This window comes from Vreelandella sp. GE22, assembly GCF_968212445.1.
Genome location: NZ_OZ309110.1, coordinates 855354 through 880500, shown reverse-complemented (window position 1 = coordinate 880500; position 25147 = coordinate 855354). Strand labels below are relative to the sequence as shown.

Genomic DNA, 25147 nt, shown 5'->3' with positions numbered 1-25147 from the left:
CAAAGCGCCCCAAACGGCGCTTTACGTTACCGGGATGCGCTTTTCTGCTCGACCCGCTCGACATCGACGATCCCTGAGCGGCTGACCACGACCTTCCAGCGCACCAGCTGCGGCGTGTCTTCACTGCCGGTTTCGCGGATCACCAGGTTGAACAGGTGGCGGCGCTCGACGCTTTCGCGCACCGCCTGGCCCTCTTTCAGCCGGTAGATATGGTGCTTGCCCTTGTTCATTAGCCGGGTGAGGAGCGAAATATCCAGCGTCAACGTTTCCCGGGTGTGCTCGTAGCCACTCAAAAAGCGCGTGGGGGACATACGCGAACGCGAGCGATAATGCAGCACCATCTCCTCGCGCTGGGCAACGCTTCGGTGGCGAAGTTTTTGTATCTCTTCGTCCAGTGATGAAAAGCGCTTGTAGTTGAACCATTCGAGCTGCTTGCCGACCAGCACGTTGCGCGTCGGGTCCAGATACCGGCGGCGCCACTTGGGCCGTCCCTTGCGCAGAAGCCGCCACAGCGTATTGCGCAGGTCATCCTTGAACACCTCGCGCATGGCGTACAGGATCGCCATCACCAGTACGAACAGCGCAGTAATGTCCCCCACCACATCCCGCGCCTGCAAAACCCCCAGCGTCACAAACGACATGACCACCGCCGTTGCCAGCGCCTTCACCGCCCGCTGCTCGCCATGACCCAGCTCGAGCGAAGCCTGTTTGAGGGTAATTGGGTGCTCGATCAAGCGGCGCATCAAACGCATCTTGTTGGACATGCGGGTGGGGTCGGCCATGACCCGTTCGGCGTTGTACTGCCGCTCGCGGCGGTAGCCGTTCTCGAGCTCGCAAAGCGCGACCAGCTGTTTACGCACCGGGTTGAACACCCCGCCCCGCGGCAGGTGTGCCACTAGCGTCAGGCGCTGCTGCTCGGTGAACCAGGAAAGATAGTTGTCGATATTGGCGAAATACTTGTAAAGCGCCTCGTCGCTTGGCTCGTTACGCCGCAGGCGTCTAAGTATGCCCTCGCTCAGGTCATTCATTTCATCGACCTTATCCAGAAGCGCCTGCTGGCTTTCGCGCTCGGCCTCGGAAAGCGCCTCTTTTTTCTCGACGCGTAGCGCTCGGGCATCGGTGAGTACCGACTGAGTGGCCTGCTCCAAAGCAATAACGTACTGGTAGGCGTAAAGGCTCAAGCCAAGCCGGTAGGACTCGCTGCCCAGCCGGTTGCGGCTCGCCAAGCGGCTATGCACCAGCGGCAGGTGGTACTGGTCACTGTAGTAGGTGCGCGATACCTGAACGGCGCTATGAAAGAAGGCCTCTTCGGTGACCAGCTGCGTGCTAAGCCCCAACTCACCGGGAACAAACAAGTAAACATCCAGCGTGTGCGACGTCTCCTCTTTCAGCCGCCGGGTAAGCCTTAGCTGAAAGCTGTTTTTACGCTCGACGTTAATCACCTGCCTGCTATCTCCTTAAGGTAAAATGTTTCATCATGTGCCTTCGAGCGCTACTCGAACACGCTGGCCTTGAAGACTCTCCCCAAGCGTAGCCCAGGATGGGCTTGCTATCGTGCAGTACGCGGGCGAGTATTGCCCGCTAATCTTTCATCGCTTTTGGAGCCAGGGGATGCCCACCGCCCGTTTTTCTACCTTTGAGCGTGTGCTTGTTAAAAGCCGCAGCCAAGTGGATACGGCGGTGCTTCTTTTGCTGGCCTGGGTGCTGACCAAGCGCCAGCATATTTCCGAAGGCCAGCGCCGCCGCCGCCTGGCCCAGGTCACCGCGCAGTTTCGTCACGGCCACGCGCAGGGCGTAATGTTCGATATTGCCCGCCAGCAGGATCTCAAGGCGCTACAGCTGGCCGCCGAGGTAGTGCGCAGCGAGTGCGACGAGCCGCGCCGTTTGGCCATCATGCATCAGGCCATTGCGCTGGCCACCGACGACGGCAAGCTCTCCCCCGCCAACCATTACGTGCTGCGCTTTCTGGCCGACGTGCTCACCATTGCGCCGGCAACCCTGGTCTCGCTTTTTCAAGAACTCACCGGCAGCGCGCTAGAGCTACCCGAGGATATCAGCCGCCGCGGCTATTGGCTGCACCACGACGCCGCCTACCGCGAAGAGAAAGCCCGCCAGGCCCAAAAAGCTCAGGAGCAAGCCGAACGCGAAAAGGCCGAGCGTGAAAAGGCAGAGCGCGAGCACGCCGAACGGGAAAAAGCACGCCATGAACAGGCCGAACGAGCACGCGCCGAACGAGAGCGCGCCCGCGAAGAAAAAACGCGCCGGGAGCGAGGGCGCCAGGAAAGTGCCCGCCGCGAACGGGCGCGGCGCGAAAACGCCCAGCACGAACAGCGCCGCGAGCACGAGCGACAACACCGCAACCACCGCGAGCAGCATACCCGCGTCGAGCCCGCCGGGGGTTACCAGACCCGCCGGGCGCTGGCGGTGCTGGAGCTTTCCCCCGGGGCCAGTCGCGCGGAGATTCGCCGCGCCTACCGGCGCATGGCGCAGTTGCACCACCCGGACCGCTTCTACACCAAAAGCGAGCACCACATAGCGCTGGCCTCTCAACGGTTTCAGCGTATAAAAAATGCCTACGACTATCTGATCAAAGCGACGCTTTAACGAAGGGTTCTGACATGCGCGATCTTTACAAACGGCTGGCACTTTCCCCCGAGGTGGACGAGCAGACGCTTAACACCGCGCTGGAAAAGTGCGCCAACAGCGCACTGCGCGAGGACGCCGAGGCAACCCTGGCCGAGGCCCGCCACCGCGCCCATTACGATGCGATGCACCATACGCTAAGCGATATCGGTCGTCTGCGCGCAGGGCTTGGGTTAAGTCACGCCCCGCACTGGCAGGGCGACGCCGCCAACGACTTCTCGATGCCGCCAGACAACACCGCGCCCCGGCTGGACGAACTTTCCCAGCGCCTTGGCGAAGCGGTGACGTTTTACGACCGCTGGAAGCGCTTTCGCGGCGGCTGGCTACTCGTCGCCGTGTTCGCCGTTGGTGCTAGCGTAGGCCTCGCTTTGGGGCTCGCCCTGCTCGTTCGGTTTGGGGTGGGTTCGGTCTGACTGGCGCTCGCGCTCGTCCTTGCGCGTTTCGGCGTTCGTAGGCCGTGGCGCGGGTTTGGGCGGTGCGGGTCGCTGACGCGGCCCCTCGGGGTCGTCACCGCTGGTTTCGATAAAGAAATCGGTCCCCGCGCTCTCCTCCACCTCTGACTGGGAACGAGGCTCCATGCTGACGCTAAGCCGCGGCACGCCCAGGTCGATGTTTTGCGCTTCCATGCGCTGCTTGAGCAGCAAGTTGAACGCCCTGGAGACGTCCCACTGCATCTCCGGGGCGGTACGAAAGCGCATCCGCAGCACCGGACAGCCATCTTCGAAGCCCTGAACCCCCTGCATCTCGAGAGGCGACCAGATGTAGTGGCGCATCATCGGGTCCTTACGCAGCTCCTGGGCGGTCTCCTGCATCAGCGTGATGGCGTCGTCGATGTGCATATCAAACGGAATTCGAATACGCATCAGGGCGATACCGAACTGGCGCGACATGTTATGAATCGATTCGATGCGGCTGAAGGTGATGATGTGCACCACGCCGTCCAAATCGCGCAGCTTCACCGTGCGCAGGGTCAGCCCCTCGACGGTGCCCATGTGGGTGTTGATCTGAACGAAGTCGTCCACGGCCAGCGAGTCTTCGATCAAAATAAAAATACCGGTGATCAAATCCTGCACCAGGGTTTGCGCGCCAAAACCGATCGCCAGACCGATGACACCGGCACCGGCCAGCAGCGGCGTCACGTTAACCCCGATATTGGCAAGCCCGACGATCACCGCGATGATCAAAATAGCGACGAAAATCACGTTGCGAATCATGGGCGTAATGGTTTGCGCCCGGGCCTGGTTGACCCGGCGCCCGCGCGAGCGTGCCGACGAGGTCAGCGCCCGCTGGATGGCGGTATCGGCAAAGATCCACACAAGCCAGGCCAGCAAGACAGTCGCGCCCAAGCTCACCAGCGCTTGGCCTATTCGTGCGCTGGCCACGGCCTGCTGGCCCAGGCCGAACAGCGAGCCACCCCATACCTGCATGGAAAGCTCGGCAAATACCATCCACGCGCACAGGTGCGCCAGCACGAAACCAAAGCGTTCCAGGCGCTTGCGGTACTGGCTATGGCGCCGGCGGTGACGGCGCTTGGTGAGCCGCTCGGCCTGGCGGCGCAGAAGCCCCGTGGCTACAAGCGTCAGCACCAAAAGGCTTGCGGAGATGATCGAACGGGCAAGTGCGGTGGCCACGTCGCCCACGGTGATGAAGATCGCCAAAAGCGAGCCGCCCACCATTAAAAGCGCTGGAATGTGCCAAAGCCCGCCCAGCGTACGGACCATTTCGACCGCCGCACTGGCATCGCGGCGCTGTTTATAAGGCCGATTACAGATCAGGTGGCGCACCGGGCGCTTGAACTTGAAGATAAACCGCGCTGCCAGCACCGCCGCCAGCATATTGGCCAGCACCGACGTAAGACTTGCAAGCTCGGCGCCCAGCAGATCGACCAGCCGGGTGGAGTTTACTGCATCGCCCAGGGCGATCAACGCGCCGATCACGAACAGCCCGCGCAGCGCCTGGTTCTGCATCAGCTGTACCGCGGTAAAGCGGTGGCCGCGGCTGAAAAACGCAATGACCGTCTCGAACACCACCGAAAGCGCCCGCCCACACAGGCAGACGTAGGCAATCACCAGTATCAGCGTGCGCCCGGCGCTGTAAGGCAGAAGCTGGCCGATCCCTAGAATGACCGCAAACGAGAGCGTCCAGGGCAGCATGCGGCGAAAGAAGTGCGCGACCAAAAGCCAAGCCTTGGGATCCCGCGGAAGATCGAGCGGCCACTCGCGCCGGGTGGCAATAAGCCGCCCAAAGGCGATCAGCGCGATCAATAGGGATACCCATATCGCCGCCAGAATGGCGCCGTCCACGACCTCGCGGATCGCTTCGCCCTGGTTGGTGTCTTCATTGAGCGCACGCAGATCCTGGGCGCCCTGCAAAAGCTGGCGAGACCACTCGTCGACCGGGGAATTACCCGATTGCGCCTGGTCCCCCAGGTCACTCAACGTATCGGCAAGCGCGCCCAAAAGCCCCTGGCGGGCAACGCCCTCCTCTTCGGCGGCTTCGCTCGTGGTCTGCAGCTCGCGCAGCGAGTTGAGAAGGGCCCGGCGCTGCTCATCGTTTTCCAACAATGTAATGACGTCGGACAGCGAGTTTTGAAACTCACTGCTACTCACCGACTCCTCTTCGGCCGTATCGTCGCTGCTGGTAAGGCTGGGCAGCCCCACGCTTTGTGCCTGCGCCAAAGACGCCGCGCCCACCATTACCCATAGCGCGACACTCAAAAAGACAGTGATCAACCAGTGCTGTCGCACATGCTCCTCCAGGCTCGACCGATGCGTGTCGGTCTCATTGATGAACGACCCAATAACGGTGGTGGGTAACGAGGCAAAATAACCAGACCACGATGAATATCGCTTAGCCTACCGCCTGACTATGATAGGGTGAAGGCCTAAACGTTCACCTCAAGGATGTAGAGATGACGCTCCAGGCGCCCCCCCATCGTTTGAACCATCACGGCCAAACGCGACGCGTCGGCGTGGAGATCGAATTTGCAGGACTTCCCCCTCACGACACCGCCCAACTGGTGAGCGAACTCTTCGGGGGCGAGCTTAACGTGGTAAGCCCACACAGGCTACTGGTACATCATACCCGCTGGGGCAGCTTTGGTATCGAGCTCGATACACAGTATGCCCACCCGGACCAGACACTGCTGGATGACCAACGCGATGACGACAGCGAATGGGCGCGCCAGCAGCATCTTCGCCGCGTGGAGTTTCACCGCAAAACCCGCGAACTGATCGGCGATATGGTCACCGGCCTGGTGCCTACCGAAATCGTCTGTCCGCCGGTGCCCTGGGATGAACTGGACGAGCTGGACACGCTGTTCAAGGCGCTGCGCGAAAAAGGCGCCAAAGGGACCGATGCCAGCCTGCTCTATGGGTTCGGCCTGCATCTCAATCCGGAAGCCGGGGCGATGGATGCCGAATCTCTTTTAGCGATGCTGCGCGCTTACATGTTGTTGGCCCAGTGGCTGCGCGATGAAATCAAGGTCGATATCACTCGCGAGGTGCTCCCCCACGCCAACCCGTTTCCCAAGGAGTACGCGCTGAAGGTACTGGACCGGCGCTACGCCCCGGCGCTCGATCAATTGATCGACGACTACCTTCATTATAACCCGACGCGTAATCGCGAGCTGGACCTTCTTCCGCTGTTTGCCCATCTGCGCCCGGATCATCCCCACGCGCTTTTGCACAGCCAGCTCACCAAGCCGCGCCCTACTTTTCACTACCGGCTGCCCAACGCGCAGATCTCCCAGCCAGGCTGGGGCTCGGCGGTGGAGTGGAACCGCTGGGTCGAGGTCGAAAAACTCGCCGCTAACCATGAGACCTTGAATGCCCGGTGCGATGAGTACATCGCCTACAACACCCAGGCCTGGACGACCCGCTTGAAAAACAAACTGCTGCGTTCGTTCAAGCGTCGCTGAAATTTTTAAGAGACTTCGTTTTATGACCCGCCCGCTCATCGGTATCACGACGTCCGATTACAAGAGTCACCTGGCCTGGTGGTTCGACTGGTTCGCCGTTTGGCGCCATGGTGGAAAGCCGCTGCGCCTTTCGCCTTCGCGCCCGCTGCCCGATACCCTGGACGGCTTGATCGTTGGCGGCGGCGACGACATCCAGGCGCACCTGTACGGTGGCGAAGTGCAGCTCAACGTGCGTCTCGACCCGGCCCGGGACGAGCTCGAGCTCGAGCTACTTGAACGCTTCATTCCCGGCCACACGCCGGTGCTGGGTATTTGCCGCGGTGCCCAACTCATCAATGTACATCTGGGCGGCACCCTGGACCCGGACATCTATACCACCCACGAAGGTTTGAAACGCCGCCGCACGGTACTGCCGCGCAAAACCGTGGATATCGTCACAGGGAGTAAACTCCACAGCCTGCTCGACGTAAGTTGGTGTCGTGTGAATAGCCTGCACCACCAGGCGGTGCACGAGGCCGGCGACGGCATCAAGATCGTCGCCCGCGACCGCGATGGCCTGGTGCAGGGTATCGAGTCGCAACATCACGACTTCGTGATCGGCGTTCAGTGGCACCCGGAGTGGCTGATTTTCAACCGCCCTCAGCAGCGTCTGATTAGCGCGCTGGTGAAGGCGGCGAAAAAGCGGCGTAGCGCCGAGCCTTTTGAGCGTTAGGCGCCCAGTACGGCCAGCGCGGCGTCGTAGTCGGGCTCGTCTTTAAGCTCGCTGACCAATTCGCTATGTAGCACGGTGTTGTCACGATCGAGCACGACCACCGCACGGGCGCAGAGGCCTTCCATGGCGCTATTGGTCAGCGCCACGCCCCACTCCTTGAGAAACGCCTGATGGCGAAACGTAGAGAGGGTATCGACGTTATCCAGACCCTCGGCGCCACAAAAGCGCACCGCCGCGAACGGCAAATCCGCCGACACCACCATCACCACCGTATCGGGCAAGTTGGAAGCCAGCTCATTGAAGCGCCGGGTTGACGTAGCACAGGTCGGCGTATCGACACTGGGGATGATATTGAGCACCTTGCGCTTACCGGCGTAGTCGTCGAGAGTGACGTCGCTCAGTTCCCGGTTGGTCAACGTAAGGCCGGGGGCTTTCTCGCCCACTTTCGGTATGACGCCGTCAACGTCCATCGGGGTACCGCCTCGGGTAATTTGCTGCATAGAATAGTAGTCCCATGTTATAGGTAGACGCGCAGTGATTAGGCAAATCCGGCATTCGCCGAGACCTACCCTAACCCCAAACCGCGCCGTTTGGATACACCCCGGGGCCTGTCAGCGACAGCGCCCCGTCGCACCGCCACGAGTATGCCATGCCCTTAGTACTGATCGTAAAAACCGGCGACGCTTTTCCCGAAGTGACCGACAAGCACGGCGATTTCGATGCGCTGTTCGAGGAGCCCATGAAGCGGGTAGTCCCCAACACGACGATTAACGTATGGGATCCGCGCGCAGAGCCCGATGCCCCCTCATTGGATGCGCTGGATGCTATCGTGATAACCGGCTCCAACAGCATGGTGAGCGACGCCGAGCCCTGGAGCGAGGCACTGAAGCCCTGGCTTAACGCGGCGCGCGCGCGCGACATTCCCATGCTGGGCGTCTGCTACGGACACCAGCTGATGGCCGAAGCCTTTGGCGGCCAAGCCGGTAATCACCCAAACGGCCGCGAGGCGGGTACCTTCGAGATCGAACGCACCGACGCCTCCCATAGCGACCCGCTCTTTAGTCAGCTACCCACGCGTTTCATGGCGCACCTGACCCACGGCCAGACGGTGCTCGAAGCACCCAATGATGCGCTCATTCTCGCGTTCAACGACCACGACAGCCACCAGGCGGTTCGCTACGGCACCCGCCAGTGGAGCGTACAGTTTCACCCGGAGTTCAACGCCGACATCCTGCGCGCCTATATCGAACGCGTGGAACCTGCGCTGATCGAACAGGGCGAAGACGTCGGTGCCCTGATCAACCGCATCAAGGAAACGCCCCAGGCGACCAGCCTGCTCGAGCGCTTCATTCGCCTTTTGTAGCCTTTTTGGCCGCCGCCCTGGCGGCGCGCTTTTCGACGCGTTGGGAGGCGAGCCGGTCGGCCAGCCGCGTCGGTTCGGGCAGCTTGGTACGCCCAAGGCACTGCATGACCCACTGAAGCGACGTAGCCAGCGATATACGGTGGCCCGGGGATACGAACACGGGTTTCACGTTCACTCGCGAACGCAGCACCGCGCCCAGGGTTTCCCCTTTGGCGGTGAGCGCGCTCCAGTCGCCGCGTTCACCGCCCACCTCTTCAAAGCGCCCGTAAAGGCGCGATTTGGCAATCCCGATCGTCGGCAGGTCGAGCCAGAGCCCCAGGTGCGCCGCCACACCCAGCTTGCGCGGGTGGGCAATGCCCTGGCCGTCGACCATCACCAACTGAGGCATTTGGGAGAGCTTGGCAAAGGCACCGAGCGCGGCGGGTATCTCACGAAACGATAAAAGCCCCGGCACATAGGGCATACGCGTTGGCTCGCGGTGAACGACCTGTTCGATCTGCTCGAGATAAGGCGCCTTCTGGGGGTCCCACTTCAGTAGCACGACCGCAGCGCGGGTAGTTTCGCCCTCGTCTTCGAAACCGATATCCACCCCGGCGATGAGCTTCACCTCGTCGAGGCGATCACTAAGCTCCAGCCGCCCGGCAAGCTCGGTTTGCAGCGCGATCGCGTCTTTGGGCTCGAGATTCCAGTCGTGTAACGGCGCATCCATGGCAGTTTTCTCCCTTTGAAACGTTAAGCGTAGAGCATCGAGCAGCCAATAAAAAACCCCGCTCGAAAGCGGGGTTTTGCTTGGCCTGGCTCGCGATTAAGCGCGTTCGCGGCGACGGACCGGCGCATCGCCGCCTTCGTCACGACGGCGACGCGGTGCGCGCTCCGGAGTGCTGCTGTCTTCGCTGATCTCAAGCGGCCGACCGGCCACACGGGCGCGCGCCATCTTGGTCAGGATGGTAGACGGCAGGTTACTGGGCAGCTCGACCACCGAGAAGGCGTTGCGAATATCGATACGCCCGATACGCGCGCCTTCGATACCACCTTCATTGGCCAAGGCGCCGACCAACTGGCCGGGCTTGACGCCATCCTTGTGACCCACGGAAACGCGGTAGCGAGTCATGCCTTCGCTGGGCGCGCTCGAACGCTCGCGACGGTTAGCGGGCTTGCCGCTGTCCTTGCCGCCTTCACGCGGGGCACGCTCTTTGCGCGGGGCCTGCAAGCGGCCGATGGGTGCTTCGTCGGCGCGGGCCATGGCGGCAAAGGCACAGGCCAGCTCGACCGGGTCGTGACCCTCTTCGACCAGACGCTCGACCAGCGCACGCTGCTCTTCAGCGCCCTTGGTCAGCGCGGCCACGACGCGCTGATGGAACACCTCGTCCCGGTGAGCGCGAATGGCGCTTTCGTCGGGCAGCGGCATTTCGGCCATTTTCTGACCGGTTGCCTGCTCCATCCAGCCCACTTTACGACCTTCGCGGAAACCGGCGAAGGTGATCGCGATACCGCTACGCCCGGCACGACCGGTACGGCCGATACGGTGGGTATAGGCTTCGGCGTCCTGGGGCAGGTCATAGTTGATGACGTGGGTGATACGCGAAACGTCCAGACCGCGTGCGGCGACGTCGGTGGCGATCAGCACGTCGACCTTGCTGCGCTTCAAGCGCGTGATGGTGCGCTCACGCAGGCTCTGATCGAGATCGCCCGACAGGCCAGCAGCGTTGACACCACGGGCGGTCAGTTGCTCGACCAGGGTGGTGCACGCGGCACGCGTACGTACGAAAACGATGGCCGCATCGACGGGCTCGACTTCGAGAATACGCGACAGCGCTTCGAGCTTGGCGCCACCATCGACGCGCACGATGCGCTGCTCGATGTTTTCGCCGGTGGTGGTTTTCGATTCGATCGCCACTTTCACCGGGTCAACGAGGTAACGATTAACGATACGCTCGATTTCGGCGGGCAAGGTCGCGGAGAAGAAGACACGCTGAGCATCTTTCGGGGTATCGGCGACCACGCGTTTTACGTCGTCGATAAAGCCCATGCGCAGCATTTCGTCGGCTTCGTCCAGCACCAGCGCCTGAAGGTCACCAAGTTTCAAGCTGCCGCGGTCCAGGTGGTCGATAATACGACCCGGGGTACCGACGACGACCTGAGCACCGCGCTTGAGCGCGCCCAGCTGCTCGCGATACTCCTGACCGCCGCACAGCGTGGCCACTTCCAGGCCTTTGAGATTCTGACCGTACTTGGTGAACGAAACCGCTACCTGTTGGGCCAGTTCGCGCGTCGGCGCCATCACCAGCACCTGAGGCGCATGGCGGTCGAGATCGATACGCGAGAGTAACGGTAATGCAAACGCCGCGGTTTTACCGGTACCTGTTTGGGCCTGGCCCAACATGTCACGGCCTTCCAGCAGCGCGGGAATGGTTTTCGCCTGAATGGGCGAAGGGGTCTGGTAGCCCTGTGCTTCAACAGCAGAAAGAACGGCAGGCAACAGAGCAAGATCGCCGAAGCTCGGCGAGGCGACAGAAGTCGAGGTCATTAATCACACCTTGGTAGACCGGCGTGGCCGGCAAAAAACATCGTAAGCGTCTTCGACACGTTGGTCAGCGTACTCGCGCTGAACACAAACGCCGCTTGGCGGATCGCTTGATAAAGGAGTCAAAGACGCCGGTCGCACCTGGCATCCAGTTGGCAGAAACATGAATAACGCGCCAACCGTTGTGGCGACCTTCTGCGTCGATTTCACCCGGTTGGTGAAATGCTAAAGACGCGCCATCTTCACAGCAATGAACATCTCAAAGGGATGTTCCCGCAAGCGCCACTACGCAATGAGTGCTACGCAGTCTAACGCTTACCGTCGTGATGGAGGGGTCAACACATGCGAGGAGGGCGAATACTAGCACTTCAAAAATTATCTGGCTAGCTTTTTTGCTTTACCCAACTTGAACAAGCGACCTTGCGCTTGTCGACATATGGTCTAAAATTTTAACTGCAATAACGTTTTATGCAGTCAAGGAGAGAGACGATGAATTGGGATCAAATCGAAGGCAAATGGACCGAAGTCAAAGGCAAGGCGCGTTCGAGCTGGGGTGAGTTCACCGATGATGAACTCGACCAGATCGGCGGCAAAAAGGAACAGCTCGTCGGTAAGCTTCAGCAGAAATACGGTCTAGAGCGCGAAGAAGCCGAAAAGCGCGCCGATGACTGGGCGGACAGCCTGTAAGAAAGCCAACAGTTAAAACGTAGTGAACACGTCAACGGCGTTATGAGCGGTTTTTAGAAAGCCGCTCATAAAACGCCACAGGAAGTTAAAGGAGTAACGCGATGCGTAAATCACTGCTACTGGCTGCAATGAGCACCACCCTGCTGGCTGGCATGGCCTTCAATGCGCAGGCATCCCAAGAGCCTCAAGGCGTCTACTCCGCCGAAGACATACTGGATGCCGAGGTTTATTTCTCTAACGGCTCCGGTGAAGAAGTCGGCGATGTCGACGATATTTTATTCGACGATGACATGCGCATCACTGGCCTTGTGATCGAAAGCGGCGCCGTTCTAGGCCTTGGTGGTCGTGAAATCGTGGTCGGCACAGACTACTTTACGCTTGAAACCAGCACGGAAGGCGATGGCGAGACCGAACACCGCATCATGTTGACCGCTACTCCTGAAGAAGTGGAAAGCTTCCCCGCCTACAACCGCGACTGGTGGGAGCAGACTCAAAACAACGCGCGCAGCGCTTGGCAAAGCACTCGCGACGGCGCCCAGAGCGCCTGGCAATCGACTCGCGAAGCGTTCGATGACGACGAGAACCAGCCCCAGCAATAAGCGGCTCGTCTAAACGCGCATAAAAAGGCCGCCCATCGGGTGGCCTTTCGTTTTGTCAGATGCCCCTTTTTAAAAAAGGGCCTCGACGGTTTGCGGTTACTTTTTTGCCGTTACTTGTTTCGTTACTTCCGATGCGTACGAATGCCTTTACCTTCTAGCCGCTCACGATCGTGAGGGCGCTCAAAATCGAGTAGCGGACCGGCGGGGACGATCCGAGTCGGATTGATCGTTTCGTGGCTGTAATAGTAGTGGCGCTTGATGTGGTCCATATTCACCGTCTCGGCAACACCTGGCCACTGGTACAGCTCACGCAGATAGTTCGAGAGATTGGGGTAATCCTCGATACGCTTATAGTTGCACTTGAAGTGGCCGAAATAGACCGCGTCGAAACGCACCAGGGTCGTAAACAAGCGAATATCAGCTTCGGTCAGCCACGCTCCTGCCAGGTAGCGGTTTTCTGCCAAACGCGCTTCCAGCCGGTCGAGCGCGTCGAACAGTGCCTTGACATGCTTCTCGTAAACATCCTGCTCGGTGGCAAACCCCGACTTGTAGACCCCGTTGTTCACGTTGTCGTACACATCGTCGTTGACTTCATCGATGGTTTCACGCAGATCCTCGGGGTAGAAGTCGAGATCGTTGCCGGTCAGTTCATCGAAAGCACCGTTGAGCATGCGCAGCAAATCAGCGGACTCGTTATTGACGATGGCGCTGCGCGTTTTGTCCCAAAGCACCGGCACCGTGACGCGCCCGGTATAGGCCGGGTCGGTCATGGTATAGAGCTCGTAATGGTAATTCACCCGGTTGATGGGATCGCCACTCGAGCCTTCCTCTTCGTTATAGGTCCAGCCCTTATCGAGCATCAAGGGACTAACGTGGGAAACGCCAATCAATGGCTCTAACCCCTTGAGCTTGCGCATGATGAGTGCTCGGTGCGCCCAGGGGCAGGCCAGGGATACGTAAAGGTGATAACGGTCTTTTTCGGCGGGAAAACTTTGTCCCTGCTGCTGACCACTTCCTTCTACCCAATCGCGTAACTGGGCCGACTCGCGCACGAACTCGCCGCCATGCTTTTTGGTGTCATACCACTGATCGACCCACTCGCCTTCTACTAATAGTCCCATCGGGCGCCTCCTGTAATTTGCGTCTCTGCTTATGTTTTTAGAGCATAGCGCGCTTTACGATGCACTCAAGCGGATGTTTTACCCTGTTTCATTCGAGTAAATTGAATCCTCCGGGCACTGCTCGATCACCGCCTCGCGAAGCACTTGGGCCATGGCGTGAGTGGCCGGGCCTGCATGGTCGCGATCCTTGAAAATCAGTTGAAAAGGCGCTTCGCGAATTCCCCCGGCAGTAAGGGGTAGCGGCTTCAGGTCCCCGCGCTCGAGCTCCTCGGCGATCCGGGTGACCGGCATCCAGGCAAAGCCCAGGCCGCGCTTTATCATATCAAGCGATGTATTGAGGTGGCTGACCGTCCAGCGCTGTTCGGCCTTGAGCCACCCCGCATTGGCGGACTGGCGGTTGGCCGAGTCGCGCACGACCAGCTGGCGATATTGCGCCAGGTCGCGCAGATCAAGGTCACGCCCCAGCCCGTGCAGCGGGTGATCCGGATGCGCCACCGCGATAAAGCGCACGTTGGCTAACGGCTCGCCCAGAAACCCCGGCACTTCCATGCCGGAAATCACCAGATCCACTTGCCCATCGAACAGCATCTCTACCCCGCCATTGAGTACGCTTTCATAAAGCTGGACCCGGACCTGCGGGTAGGCCTCGGAGAAGCGCTCGAGCGCTTTGGCCTGAGCATCCGCGGGAAACACCTGATCGATGGCGACCGCCACTTCCGTTTCGAGCCCTTCGGCAAGCCGTGTGGCAATGTCCTCTATCGAGGCGGCGCTCTCGATGAGCTGACGCGCCCGGCGCAGCAATAGCTCACCGGCCTCGGTCAGGCGGACCTGGCGGCCGACCGGCTCGAGCACCTGAACGCCAAGCTGCTCCTCCAGCTTGTGCACCGCATGATTGAGCGTAGAAGGGCTTTTATGAATAGCCTGCGCGGCGCGCGCAAAGCCACCGTAATCTACAACGGCAGCGAGCATGTGCCACTGAGCAAGTGTTACCCGAGACATTTCGATTTCCTCGACGCTAAAAGCGTATTAGTGCGCTTGGTCTTCGAAAAAACTTTAACAGAATGCTGGCGGCGGCGAATAGCTAACTTGTGCGGCGGCTCATGCTGCTTCAACGAAAACACTAAAAAACAGGGAACTTTTTGAAAATATTGTATAACATCGCCTTTGCTTCTACTTTGCTATAAGACAAATGAGCTATTGCTCTTTAGTTACAAAAAAATACAAAGACGCAGAGACTAAAGTACTCTTTACAATCACTGCATTAACTAGCGGGCTAACAATTTCCGGAAACACCGTTTTATTCCAAAGGCGCTTTCTCTGTACCCAGCCAATCCTTGTACAAACACATGGTGCCGGTAGCCGCTCAAAACGCCGTAGAAAAAGCGTTTTTGGAAACGGCTCTCGATGTTCGCGGGCAGCCAGCGCGATAAACCATTGATCCTTGCTATAGGGAAGGCTTTACAACAAACCACTATTGTCTATATTCATACGCTTGAACCGATACAACTACATTTAGGTGTACAAGCTATTGGCAGGTTTAAAAACTCAGTTTTCGTATCACCAACGCTATTAGCAAACACTGTTTCTTAACAAGTCTCTTCCTGTCCGGTTTTTTCGCTAACGCGAAACCCCTCGCTATGTATGTAAATACAGTCTATTCACCCCTACCCCCATGGGGTATTGTTCCCGTGCTTGTTCACTTTCACGTTCATTTTCACCACGAACTCGGCGGTCAATTTACCCATGTTGCGAATCCTTCATTCGCTGCCCCGCGCACATAAATTATTACTTTTACCCGTGGCTACAATGGTCACCGTGCTGGGCACACAAAAGCTTATAACGACGTACCAGGATCTCAATAAACCCCATACGTCCCTGGAGAGCGTGCTTGTACCGCTACCCAGCGACTCTTTTACTACCGTTCCCTCCTTGCATCAGGAGCGTCAACCGGTAGCCAAAGCGATCGACCGCGCCTCCCGCGCCATCGACGCCACCCGCGAGCAGATCCCGCTAAGTGATCTCGCCGCTTCAGAGATTATCGATCTCGATGTCATCGCCACTGCCGAGGCATCAATCGCCAGCGAAATCGATGCAAAGCCCGTACTGGACGACGGCGCCATTCACATGGCGGTGGTGTTTGGCACCCTGACCAGTGGCATGCTCAATATCGACGAACCGGGCACCCCGGGGCCGGTCGAGATTGCCGATGCTACTTCTTCCGTGGATAGCGCCACCTCTTACGAGGATTATGGCATTGAGCTATTCGACGACATCTCCTTTCTCGAGCTCGAACTGGCCGCTGAAGAGCCCTTCGTTCCCGAGTGGGCTACCCATATCGTAGAGCCGGGTGAAACCTTTGCCGTACTGGCGCAAAACGAGCTGGGGCTTGGCTACAGCGAAGTGCTGGCCCTTTTGGACGACATGCCGAACCCGCGCATTCTCACCAACTGGCGCGCCGGTAACAGCTTCGATTACCAGTTGGACGAAAACGGCAACTTGCTCGCGCTGCGCATGATGAAAGACATCCGCGACGGCGTGCTGCTCGAGCGCAATGAAGACACCTCGTTCGCGGCAACCGTCATCGAACGTCAGGGCGAGCCGGTTCAGCGTCTGTTCGCCGGTACCGTTAGCGGTAGCTTTGCGCGCTCAGCCCAGGCAACGGGGCTTTCAAGCAGCTCGGTGACCGAGCTGACACGCCTTCTCGAGAAAAAGCTCGACTTCCGGCGGGATAGCCGTCGCGGTGACAGTTTCAACGTGCTGGTCGAATCCGACATGATCGACGGCGAGACACTGGATTCGCGCGTACTGGCGGTCGAGTACGACGGCGAGCGCATGGATTTGACGATGGTGCGTAACGCGGCGGATGACAACTTCTATACGCCGGAAGGCAGCGGCCTGGAGCCGGGCTTTGCGCGTCATCCCTTCGAAGGCAGCTACCGTTTGAGCTCTAACTTCAACCCGAACCGCAAGCACCCGGTCACCGGCCGTATCAGCCCGCATAACGGCACCGACTTTGCCATGCCGATCGGCACCCCCGTCACCGCCCCGGCGGACGGCCGGGTCGAGCGGGTGACCAATCACGCAGCAGCCGGCCGCTACATAGTGATTCGCCATGATAACGGCTACCGCACGCGTTATCTGCACCTGTCAAAACCGCTGGTCAATGCCGGCGATCGCGTGACCATGGGCGAGCGCATCGCGCTTTCCGGCAACACCGGGCGTAGCACCGGCCCGCACCTGCATTACGAAGTCATCGTCAATAACTCACCGGTTAACGCCATGACCGTAGAGCTTCCCGAGTCCTCGAGCCTGACCGGCGATACGTTGATCGCGTTCAAGAACCAGGCCGAACCGATGCTGGCTGCCCTCAACAGCGGCGAGACCGGTACGATCAATGTAGCCAACTACCAGCGCGACGAATAAAGAGCCTGCTCACTTGCGCTAAAAAAAGCCGCCCAATCGGGCGGCTTTTTTGCGTCTTTAGACCACACGCCCCATCAAACCGGGCGGCTTAGCGCATCGAGCAGCGCATCGTCGTGACGGTAGATATCGTCGCGGAACTCGATCTCGCCCTCGGCATTGGGCCAGGCGGTCAGGTAGTGCAACATGACCGGAATGCGCTGCGGCAAATTCACGTTTTGATCGCTGCTGCCTCGGCCAATGAGCGTATTGACCCGGTGTTGGCTGCCGCTGTCGCGCAAAAGCATCTGGGCAAGTTCGCTAATGCCTTCCACGCGGATACAGCCGGAGCTGAGCGCGCGCTGTGTGCGACCGAACGCGCCCTGGGCGGGCGTATCGTGCAGATAAATCATGTCGTCGTTGGGAAAACGAACCACGATTCGCCCTAGCGGGTTGCCACTGCCCGCCGTTTGCCGAAGCATGACGCCACCGGGGCGCTGCCAGTCGACGCTTTCCGGATCCAACCGCTCGCCGGCGGGGCTTAGCACCTGAATATTGCGCGAGGAAAGATAGCCTGTATGGCTACGCACCCGGGGCAGCACGTCTTCGCGCATGATGGTGGGCGGAATCGTCCAGCTCGGATTGATGGTGAGATGGCTGATCGCCGAATGGATCATCGGCGTGGCCCGCTGGGGCGAACCGACCACGACCCGGGCATCCCACTGCTCGCCGTTGGGGCGCACGTAGTGAAGCTTGTAACCGGCCACATCGACCCATACACGGGAAGGCTCGCTTTCGAAGTGTTCGAGCCAGCGTGCCCGCTCAAGATTGATACGCAGTTGATCGATCCGACGGGACAGCGGCGTATTGAGTGCCCGCCGCGTTTTGTCGCCGACCACGCCGTCCGCCTGGAGCTGGTGGCGGCGCTGGAAACGCTGGACGGCGCGCTCAACGGTGGTGTCGAAGCGACGTTGATCACCGTTTCGTTTAACGGCCTCCACCATCGGGTAGGCGCCGTCGTCAGCGGCGACTAACCCGCTTTCGCCCCAGAGCGCCAAACGCTCGCGCAGCGTCACCACATCGGCGTCGGTATCGCCCACGCGCAGCGCGTCGTCACGCCCGGCCAGGTACGCCACGCTGGCACTGCCTCGGCGCTCGAGGGCACGGTAATCGCTCAGCATCTGGCGAAGTTCGCGGTACGCATTCGACTGGGGCCTGGCGACCTCGAAAGCCGCCTCGACGTCGCCCTGGGCGAGGGCCTGACGCACCTGAACCATGCTGTATCCCCGCGCCGGGCGCTCGCCGCTCCACTGTGTATTCAGCGCTTTGGGGTCCACCTTGCCCCGCGAGAGGTGATCCAGCGCCAGCAGCAGGGTTTGCGTGGCCTTGAGGTCGAAACGCGCCTGAGCGCTGGCATCGCCCTGTTGGCTCACACGGAAATCATCGAGCAGCCGGCTTCCCTGATAGTCACTGGGGGTCAAGCCATCCTGGTCGAGACGCGCCAAAGCCTCGGCCAGCGACTCGACACGCTCGGCGTCTTGCCAGACCAGTTGATCTTCACGGGCCTGGTAGAACGCGGCCACGGGTAGATCGCTTACGTAGGCGTTTAACTGCTGAGCCAATGCCGGTTGAGCCGGGGCGTCGGCATGGGCATGATGGATAGCATACGGAAGGGGTAGCAGGGCGGCGGTCAACACGGCACCCAAGGCCCATTTCTGAATTGGCGGTTTCTCGTTCATAACCCCTCCATGGGTTACTATGCGGTGTCGCATGCCAACCCCATAAAGATAAAACATGCGCACGCTTGTCATGATGTTATCGCTTTGCGTACCACTAATTATAGTAGGTCTTACACTATGCGGCTCGGATTAAGCTTTTTTAGCAAATTTTTCTTTCTCCCGACACTGCTGGCAAGCGCCCCCCTTCAGGCCGCACCACCCGCGCCATTTTTTTCCCAGATGACCGCCTTACCGCCAGCCGGCGTCTCACCGCTTCACCAGCAACTTCAGTTGCTCGCCCCTTCCGCGACCCCTAAAGCGCTGCAACTCGCCGCTCAGGCACTTAGCTGCGCCGACCCCGGCGCCGAGCGCCTGGCGGTGATCGACTACTCACTGCCGTCGACCGAACAGCGCCTGTGGGTGTTCGATCTTCACCAAAACCGGCTGCTGTTCAAAGAGCTGGTCTCCCACGGGCGCGGCTCCGGGGACGCCAACGCCGAGGTGTTCTCCAATACCCCGGAAAGCTATCAGTCGAGCATCGGACTTTTTCGCACTATGAACAGCTACTACGGGCGCAACGGCTACTCGCTGCGCCTCGACGGGCTGGAGGCGAACGTCAACGACCAGGCCTTCGATCGCGCAATCGTCATTCACGGCGCCCACTACGTTAGCGACGACTTCATTACCCAGACCGGCCGGCTGGGTCGCAGCCACGGCTGCCCGGCGGTTCGCGAAGAGATCACTTACCCCTTGATCGACAGCTTGAAAGAGAGCCAGTACGTTTTCGCCTACTATCCGGATGCCGAATGGATGGCGAATTCAGCGTTTTTGCGCTGCTCCGAAGGCGGTATTTACCAACTCGCGGCCGCCGCCTACTAAAGCGCCACCCACCGCCGCCTCTCTCCCAGGCAGGCTTCGTTGAAGCCCTTGCTTTCGCGGCACGCGTTTTATGCCATGCTTAGGCTTTCCTACTTGAAGTGAGGAAGTTGGCATGGCAAAGGTAAAAACGCTGGATCTGGCCCTTCAGGGCGGTGGCGCCCACGGCGGCTACACCTGGGGCGTGATCGACCGCCTGCTTGAAGATGAGCGCATCGAAATCGAAGGCATCAGCGGGACCAGCGCCGGCGCCATGAACGGGGTCGTGATGGCCGACGCGCTGACCCGCGGTGATAAAGAGACCGCCCGCGAGGCGCTACGCGGCTTCTGGCAGGCGGTTAGCCGAGCCGGTATGGCAAGCCCCATTCGCCGCTCGCCGCTTGACGTGCTCACCGGCAACTGGAGCCTTGATCAGTCACCAGGCTACATCGCCATGGACCTGATGAGCCGGCTCGTCTCCCCTTACCAGCTCAACCCTTTGAACATCAACCCGCTGCGCAGCATCGTGGACGAGCACATCGATTTCGAGCGGGTGCGCCGCTGCGACCGGCTAAAGCTATTCGTTGCCGCCACCAACGTGCGCACCGGCAAGCAGCGGGTGTTCCGCCGCGAAGAGATGAGCCTGGACGCAGTCATGGCCTCGGCCTGTTTACCCTTCGTGTTTCAGGCCGTGGAAATCGACGGCGAAGCCTACTGGGACGGTGGCTACATGGGCAACCCGGCGCTCTTCCCGCTCATGGAGGAGTGCAGCGCCCGGGACATATTGCTGGTGCAAATCAACCCCATCAGCCGCGACACCCTGCCCACCAGCGCCTCGGGGATCATGAACCGTCTAAACGAAATCACCTTCAATGCCGCGTTGATCAAGGAGATCCGGATGATCGCCCTGCTCAAGCACGCGCTTGACGAGCAGGGGATCGAGAACTGCTACCAGCAGACGCTCTTTCACCGCATCAGCGGCGAACACGCGCTGGAGAGCCTGTCGGTATCGAGCAAAATGAACGCTGAGTGGCCGTTTTTGTGCCACCTGTTCGACCTGGGCCGCGCCGCCGCCGAACGCTGGCTCCAGGAGAACTTCGAGGCGCTGGGCGAGCGCTCGACTCTGGACATCGACACCGTCTACATGAATGAGTGACCCGTTTGGAAAAGGGGGCCGCTTGGAACGTAAAGCGCTCTGAACGACGCTCTTTGCCGATACGAGAGGTTTGCAACATCCCGCACCATTAGCCATTCTGAGGGTTCCCCTATTAATAATGGCAAGGAGCGCATCCCATGCAAGACCGTGTATTACTCATCACCGGGGCCTCGAGCGGCATCGGCGCGGCTACTGCCCGGGCCGCCGCGCGTGAGGGCTATAAACTGGTGCTTGCCGCACGCTCGACGGACAAGCTCGAAGCCCTCGCCCAAGAGCTTGGCCAGGAAAACTTGCTCACCGTCGAGCTGGATGTGACCGATATGGCACAACAGCACGCCATGGTGGAGCAGGCAATGGAAACCTTTGGCCGCATTGACGGCGTCTTTGCCAACGCCGGACGGGGCGGCTCGCCGGGCGGGTTTAGCGGCGCCGACCACGAGACCTGGCGCGAGATGATTCTCACCAACGTGTACGGCGTGGGGCTGACGCTGCAGGCCTGCCTGCCAGCGCTCAAGCGCAGTGCCGGCCACGTGCTGCTCACAGGCTCCGCGGCTGGCCGGGCGACTATCCCCGGCTCGATGTACAGCGCCACCAAATGGGCGGTGACCGGCATGGGCTATAATCTGCGCGAAGAACTTCGCGGTAGTGGCGTTCGCGTCACCTTGATCGAGCCTGGCATGGTCGATACACCCTTTTTCGATGAACCCCCGGAGCATGCCCTGGAAGACAAGGATATCGCCAACGCGGTGGTCTACGCGCTGAATCAGCCTCCCCACGTCGACGTCAACGAGATACTGATTCGGCCCACGCCGCCCCGTGAATAGCGCCTTTAGCCCTTCCCCGCTTCGGCCCTGATGCTTTTGAACCGTGAGCATCAGGCCGTGGCCTTGTTTTATCTCCCTCCCGCCCGCATTACATAGTATTAACAAGCGTGCTAATGACTTCATCGGGATCGTCATTGGCCGCCACACTCCCAATGTGCAGGTGAACCATGAGCCAACTCGCCGAGACCGCCTTATCGGTGCTGGATCTAGCCCCCATCCGCGAGGGCGGCAGTGCCGCTGAAACCTTCGCCAACAGTGTAGAGCTCGCCCAGCGCACCGAGCAGCTGGGCTACACCCGTTTTTGGCTGGCCGAGCACCACAATATTGCGGGTATCGCCAGCGCTGCCACGTCCGTTTTGATCGGCCACGTGGCCGGGCATACCTCACGCATTCGCGTAGGTAGCGGTGGCATCATGCTACCCAACCACGCGCCGCTGGTGATCGCCGAGCAGTTCGGCACGCTGGAAACGCTCTATCCTGGGCGCATCGACCTGGGCCTCGGCCGGGCCCCGGGTTCGGACGGCGCGACCATGCGCGCCATGCGGCGAAGCGCCCAGGCTGGCGTCGACGACTTCCCCGCCCAGCTCGACGAGCTGACCCGCTACTTAAGCGATGAAGCGCCGGGCCAGCAGGTCAAGGCCGTTCCCGGCCAGGGGACTCACGTACCCACCTGGCTTTTGGGCTCCAGCGGCTACAGCGCGCAGCTTGCCGCGCGCCTTGGCCTGCCGTTCGCGTTTGCCGCCCAGTTCGCCCCGGGGTACCTGTTCGAGGCGTTACGGCTCTATCGCGATAATTTCCGCCCCTCCGAGGTGCTTTCCAAACCGCACGCCATGGTGGGGCTTCCGGTCATGGCCGCCGAAAGCGATGAAATGGCGCGCTACCTAGCCACCACCGCGCAGCAGAAGTTTCTCAACCTGATCCGCGGCAAGCCTACCCAGTCAAGGCCGCCGGTCGAGCAGCTCGACTGGACGCCCATGGAGCAGGCCCAGGTCAGCCAGTTTTTGGGCGCCGCGATCATTGGCGGCCCACAGACGGTCAAGGAAGGGCTCGAGGCGTTCCAGGCGCAAACCGGCGCCGACGAGCTGATGATCAATAGCGACTTTTTCAATCAGGAAGACCGGCTGAAAAGTTACGAGATCGTCGCCGAGGTCGCGCGTTAACGCCCTCGAGACATCGTGTTTTACCCTTTAACGTTTAGCGAGCGGACAGCCCATGACCGATATGACGATCGCGCCGATGACGAAGGACGACTTTCGGGCTTTTTGGCCTACCTTTAGCGCCATTGTAGAGGCCCAAGAGACCTACGCCATCGCGCCGGATATCTCGTTTGACGCCGCTTACGCGCTCTGGTGCGAGGCGCCCGCGGCCACGCTGGTGGTCAAGGATAGTCAGGGCGCGGTGTTGGGCTCGTACTATCTAAAAGCCAACGCGGCGGGTCCGGGCCAACATGTGTGCAACTGCGGCTACATGGTAGCCCAGGCTGCCCGCGGCCGCGGGCTTGCCCGTACCCTGTGCGAGCACTCGCAAACGCTTGCCAAAGAGCACGGCTTTCTCGCCATGCAGTTCAACGCCGTGGTCAGCACCAACGAAATCGCCGTAGCGCTCTGGCAGAAGCTTGGGTTCAGCTTTGCCGGCACCGTGCCAGGCGCATTTCGCCACCCCACCCAAGGGCTGGTGGACACCTACGTCATGCATAAATTTCTATAACGGCGCATTTCCCGCTAAATTTCCCGCCCCTTTTGCCGATAACGCTACTAACGCAGTGAACCCAACGGATCGCTGCGTTGGCATTCCCTGCTACCAGCGTAACGCCTTATCGGATCGCGACGCTGGCTTTTCCTGCTATTGCTCTGCTTGAGTGAGATCCTAAAGTACATGAAGAATATATCCGTAAAATATGCCTTGGCCGGGGCATTGGGATTGCTGGTGGTCATGTTATTGATCGTGGCCGCATTAGGAATACGCGCCGAGAATAGCGCCGTTAATAGTCTCTCGGCCCTCGATGAAGTCGCCGCTCGTCAAACGGCGTACATCAATCGCACCGAAGTCAACCTGATGGAACTCAGAGTACGCTTAGAGCATTATCAGGAATATTCCGAAGGCGGCAATACCGCGTTGGCCGACCTGACACTGGAGCGTGCCCGGGCCGCCCTGACGCGGGCCGATGAGCGCTTTGCCGAATTCAGCGCCATCCAGGTGCCGGCGGACTCGCCACGCGCGTCACTGATCAACTCGTTGAACAGCGAGTACGCGCGGCTGGTAAGCCCGGCACTGCTGAGCGCCTTGACGCAGGGGGGCTATGATGCCCTGATGGTCCAACGTAGCCGGCTCAACGAGCAGTTCGATACGTTTACCCAAAACGTACGCGACTTTAACGAATACACGCGCAACTTTGCTCAAAGGACTACCGCCGCCGCCGAGGCGTCACGTAACCGCGATACCCTCATTTTTGGGGTCTTGATTGCGCTTGCGTTAATCGCCTATGCAGTCGTGCAAGTCGGTATCAACCGGCTGGTCGTGGCACCGTTACAAGGCGCCGTCAAACTTTGCGAACGTATCGCCCAGGGGGATCTAACCCAAAGTGTCGAGGCGCGCGGGCGTAACGAGATCGGGCGGCTTTACAGCGCCATGAGCGATATGCAGACCCAGCTACAGCAAATGATGACGACGCTTGGGAAAAGCAGCCGTACCGTGGCCGCCAACTCCCGCGAGATCGCCGGCGGAAGCCAGGACCTTGCCTCGCGTACCGAGCAGCAAGCCGCCGCCATTCAGCAAACGGCGGCCAGCATGGACGAGATCTCCTCGATCGTTCGCCAAAACGCCGACACGGCGGGCCAGGCCGAAAAACTAACGGTCAGCGCCGCGCAAAAAGCCCAACAGGGTCAAACCGAGGCCGAGCGCTCCGGCGAATGGATGCGCGATCTCGAGAAGGACTCCCAGAAGGTTCACGACATCGTTCAGGTCATCGACTCGATCGCCTTCCAGACCAACATTCTCGCGCTTAACGCCTCGGTGGAAGCCGCCCGCGCCGGCGAACACGGTCGCGGCTTTGCCGTAGTGGCCAGCGAAGTACGCTCGCTGGCTACCAAGACGACGAACTCTTCGAAAGAGATCCGCACGATGATCGAGGATATCGCCCAGCGTATCGCCGAGGGCGCCAATCAGGCGATCCATAACGGCCAGAGCATGGGCGAGGTCAACAAGGCCGTTCGCCACGTGACCGACATGATGCAGGAGCTGGCCCTGGCGGCCAAGGAGCAAGAGTCGGGCATCGCGCAGATCAGTACGGCCATTGCGCAGATGGACTCCGCAACCCAGGAAAACGTCTCGTTGGTAGAGGCGACCAGTACGGCGTCCGCCTCGCTTGAAGATGAAGCCACGCGCCTGGCATCGATCGTGGAGACCTTTAAACTGCCAAGCGGTGGGCAAGCAGCGACACGCACCCTGGCGCCTGCGCAAAAGCCTGCCCTTTCACTTCCTTCACGCAAGCCCGCCCCCGCCAAATCCCCCAGCGCGGAACCCGAATGGGAGGCGTTTTAACCTCGCAATAAGTCGCCGGGCAGCCTCTGGCTGCCCGGTCCTTTCTGCACGGCGGTTGAAACACCGCAGCCAAAATCAGCTCATCAT

The 25147-nt window shown here is 60.2% G+C and carries 22 protein-coding genes; 14 read left to right on the top strand and 8 right to left on the bottom strand.

Annotated elements, in window-relative coordinates; genetic code table 11:
* Window positions 1-26: 26 nt before the first annotated feature.
* Window positions 27-1442, bottom strand: coding sequence for a hypothetical protein (locus ACWHRL_RS04200; protein WP_447895362.1), 1416 nt, complete (start codon window positions 1440-1442; stop codon window positions 27-29).
* 169 nt (window positions 1443-1611) lie between these two features.
* Here ACWHRL_RS04200 and ACWHRL_RS04195 point away from each other — a divergent pair, with 169 nt between their 5' ends.
* Window positions 1612-2604 carry a DnaJ domain-containing protein gene (locus ACWHRL_RS04195; RefSeq protein WP_447895361.1) on the top strand — a complete coding sequence of 331 codons (993 nt, stop codon included), beginning with the start codon at window positions 1612-1614 and terminating at the stop codon, window positions 2602-2604.
* A gap of 14 nt (window positions 2605-2618) precedes the next feature.
* Entirely contained in the window at window positions 2619-3056 is a 438-nt protein-coding gene (locus tag ACWHRL_RS04190) for a hypothetical protein (protein ID WP_447895360.1), read from the top strand.
* Here ACWHRL_RS04190 and ACWHRL_RS04185 read toward each other — a convergent pair.
* Window positions 2967-5390: a mechanosensitive ion channel family protein gene (locus ACWHRL_RS04185; RefSeq protein WP_447895359.1), complete on the bottom strand. Its 2424-nt coding sequence runs from the start codon at window positions 5388-5390 to the stop codon at window positions 2967-2969. The genes ACWHRL_RS04190 and ACWHRL_RS04185 overlap by 90 nt on opposite strands.
* A gap of 164 nt (window positions 5391-5554) precedes the next feature.
* On the opposite strand from ACWHRL_RS04185, the gene ACWHRL_RS04180 reads away from it, so the two are divergent.
* Both ACWHRL_RS04180 and ACWHRL_RS04175 read left to right on the top strand, forming a co-directional pair.
* A complete protein-coding gene (locus ACWHRL_RS04180) occupies window positions 5555-6562 on the top strand; it encodes an amidoligase family protein (protein ID WP_447895358.1) in 1008 nt (335 codons plus the stop codon).
* Between the two features lie 22 nt (window positions 6563-6584).
* The gene (locus tag ACWHRL_RS04175; RefSeq protein ID WP_447895357.1) at window positions 6585-7274 is read left to right on the top strand and encodes a gamma-glutamyl-gamma-aminobutyrate hydrolase family protein; all 690 of its coding nucleotides are present in this window, start codon (window positions 6585-6587) and stop codon (window positions 7272-7274) included.
* On the opposite strand, the gene tpx is transcribed toward ACWHRL_RS04175, so the two are convergent.
* Window positions 7271-7774: a thiol peroxidase gene (gene tpx, locus ACWHRL_RS04170; protein ID WP_447895356.1), complete on the bottom strand. Its 504-nt coding sequence runs from the start codon at window positions 7772-7774 to the stop codon at window positions 7271-7273. The two genes, ACWHRL_RS04175 and tpx, sit on opposite strands and share 4 nt — an antisense overlap.
* A 149-nt stretch (window positions 7775-7923) precedes the next feature.
* Here tpx and ACWHRL_RS04165 point away from each other — a divergent pair, with 149 nt between their 5' ends.
* Window positions 7924-8637, top strand: coding sequence for a glutamine amidotransferase (locus tag ACWHRL_RS04165; RefSeq protein ID WP_447895355.1), 714 nt, complete (start codon window positions 7924-7926; stop codon window positions 8635-8637).
* Here the strand turns inward: ACWHRL_RS04165 and nfi are convergent.
* Window positions 8621-9346, bottom strand: coding sequence for a deoxyribonuclease V (gene nfi / locus ACWHRL_RS04160; protein ID WP_447895354.1), 726 nt, complete (start codon window positions 9344-9346; stop codon window positions 8621-8623). The genes ACWHRL_RS04165 and nfi overlap by 17 nt on opposite strands.
* 96 nt (window positions 9347-9442) lie before the next feature.
* Window positions 9443-11164, bottom strand: coding sequence for a DEAD/DEAH box helicase (locus ACWHRL_RS04155; protein WP_447528009.1), 1722 nt, complete (start codon window positions 11162-11164; stop codon window positions 9443-9445).
* Between the two features lie 486 nt (window positions 11165-11650).
* Between ACWHRL_RS04155 and ACWHRL_RS04150 the strand changes: the two genes are divergently transcribed.
* On the top strand, window positions 11651-11848 hold the full coding sequence (locus ACWHRL_RS04150) for a CsbD family protein (RefSeq protein WP_447528008.1): 198 nt from the start codon (window positions 11651-11653) through the stop codon (window positions 11846-11848).
* A gap of 101 nt (window positions 11849-11949) precedes the next feature.
* Entirely contained in the window at window positions 11950-12447 is a 498-nt protein-coding gene (locus ACWHRL_RS04145) for a PRC-barrel domain-containing protein (protein WP_447895353.1), read from the top strand.
* 122 nt (window positions 12448-12569) lie between these two features.
* Here ACWHRL_RS04145 and ACWHRL_RS04140 read toward each other — a convergent pair whose 3' ends face one another.
* Together ACWHRL_RS04140 and ACWHRL_RS04135 are read right to left on the bottom strand one after the other, a co-directional pair.
* A complete protein-coding gene (locus tag ACWHRL_RS04140; RefSeq protein ID WP_447895352.1) occupies window positions 12570-13568 on the bottom strand; it encodes a glutathione S-transferase family protein in 999 nt (332 codons plus the stop codon).
* A 78-nt stretch (window positions 13569-13646) separates the two neighbouring features.
* The gene (locus ACWHRL_RS04135) at window positions 13647-14567 is read right to left on the bottom strand and encodes a LysR family transcriptional regulator (protein WP_447895351.1); all 921 of its coding nucleotides are present in this window, start codon (window positions 14565-14567) and stop codon (window positions 13647-13649) included.
* Window positions 14568-15311: 744 nt separating this feature from the next.
* Here ACWHRL_RS04135 and ACWHRL_RS04130 point away from each other — a divergent pair.
* A complete protein-coding gene (locus tag ACWHRL_RS04130; RefSeq protein WP_447895350.1) occupies window positions 15312-16991 on the top strand; it encodes a peptidoglycan DD-metalloendopeptidase family protein in 1680 nt (559 codons plus the stop codon).
* Between the two features lie 74 nt (window positions 16992-17065).
* Here ACWHRL_RS04130 and ACWHRL_RS04125 read toward each other — a convergent pair whose 3' ends face one another.
* Window positions 17066-18706: a L,D-transpeptidase family protein gene (locus tag ACWHRL_RS04125; RefSeq protein WP_447895349.1), complete on the bottom strand. Its 1641-nt coding sequence runs from the start codon at window positions 18704-18706 to the stop codon at window positions 17066-17068.
* 117 nt (window positions 18707-18823) lie between these two features.
* On the opposite strand from ACWHRL_RS04125, the gene ACWHRL_RS04120 reads away from it, so the two are divergent.
* From ACWHRL_RS04120 to ACWHRL_RS04095, 6 genes are all read left to right on the top strand, one after another.
* On the top strand, window positions 18824-19564 hold the full coding sequence (locus ACWHRL_RS04120) for a murein L,D-transpeptidase catalytic domain family protein (RefSeq protein WP_447528002.1): 741 nt from the start codon (window positions 18824-18826) through the stop codon (window positions 19562-19564).
* 112 nt (window positions 19565-19676) lie between these two features.
* The gene (locus ACWHRL_RS04115; protein ID WP_447528001.1) at window positions 19677-20696 is read left to right on the top strand and encodes a patatin-like phospholipase family protein; all 1020 of its coding nucleotides are present in this window, start codon (window positions 19677-19679) and stop codon (window positions 20694-20696) included.
* 137 nt (window positions 20697-20833) lie between these two features.
* A complete protein-coding gene (locus ACWHRL_RS04110; protein ID WP_447895348.1) occupies window positions 20834-21520 on the top strand; it encodes an SDR family oxidoreductase in 687 nt (228 codons plus the stop codon).
* 167 nt (window positions 21521-21687) lie between these two features.
* Window positions 21688-22680, top strand: coding sequence for an LLM class flavin-dependent oxidoreductase (locus tag ACWHRL_RS04105; protein WP_447527999.1), 993 nt, complete (start codon window positions 21688-21690; stop codon window positions 22678-22680).
* Window positions 22681-22732: 52 nt separating this feature from the next.
* Window positions 22733-23227, top strand: a complete 495-nt coding sequence (locus ACWHRL_RS04100; RefSeq protein ID WP_447895347.1) for an N-acetyltransferase family protein — start codon at window positions 22733-22735, stop codon at window positions 23225-23227.
* Window positions 23228-23395: 168 nt separating this feature from the next.
* Window positions 23396-25060 (top strand): methyl-accepting chemotaxis protein, encoded by a 1665-nt coding sequence (locus ACWHRL_RS04095; RefSeq protein ID WP_447895346.1) that lies wholly within the window; start codon window positions 23396-23398, stop codon window positions 25058-25060.
* The last annotated feature ends 87 nt before the right edge of the window (window positions 25061-25147 follow it).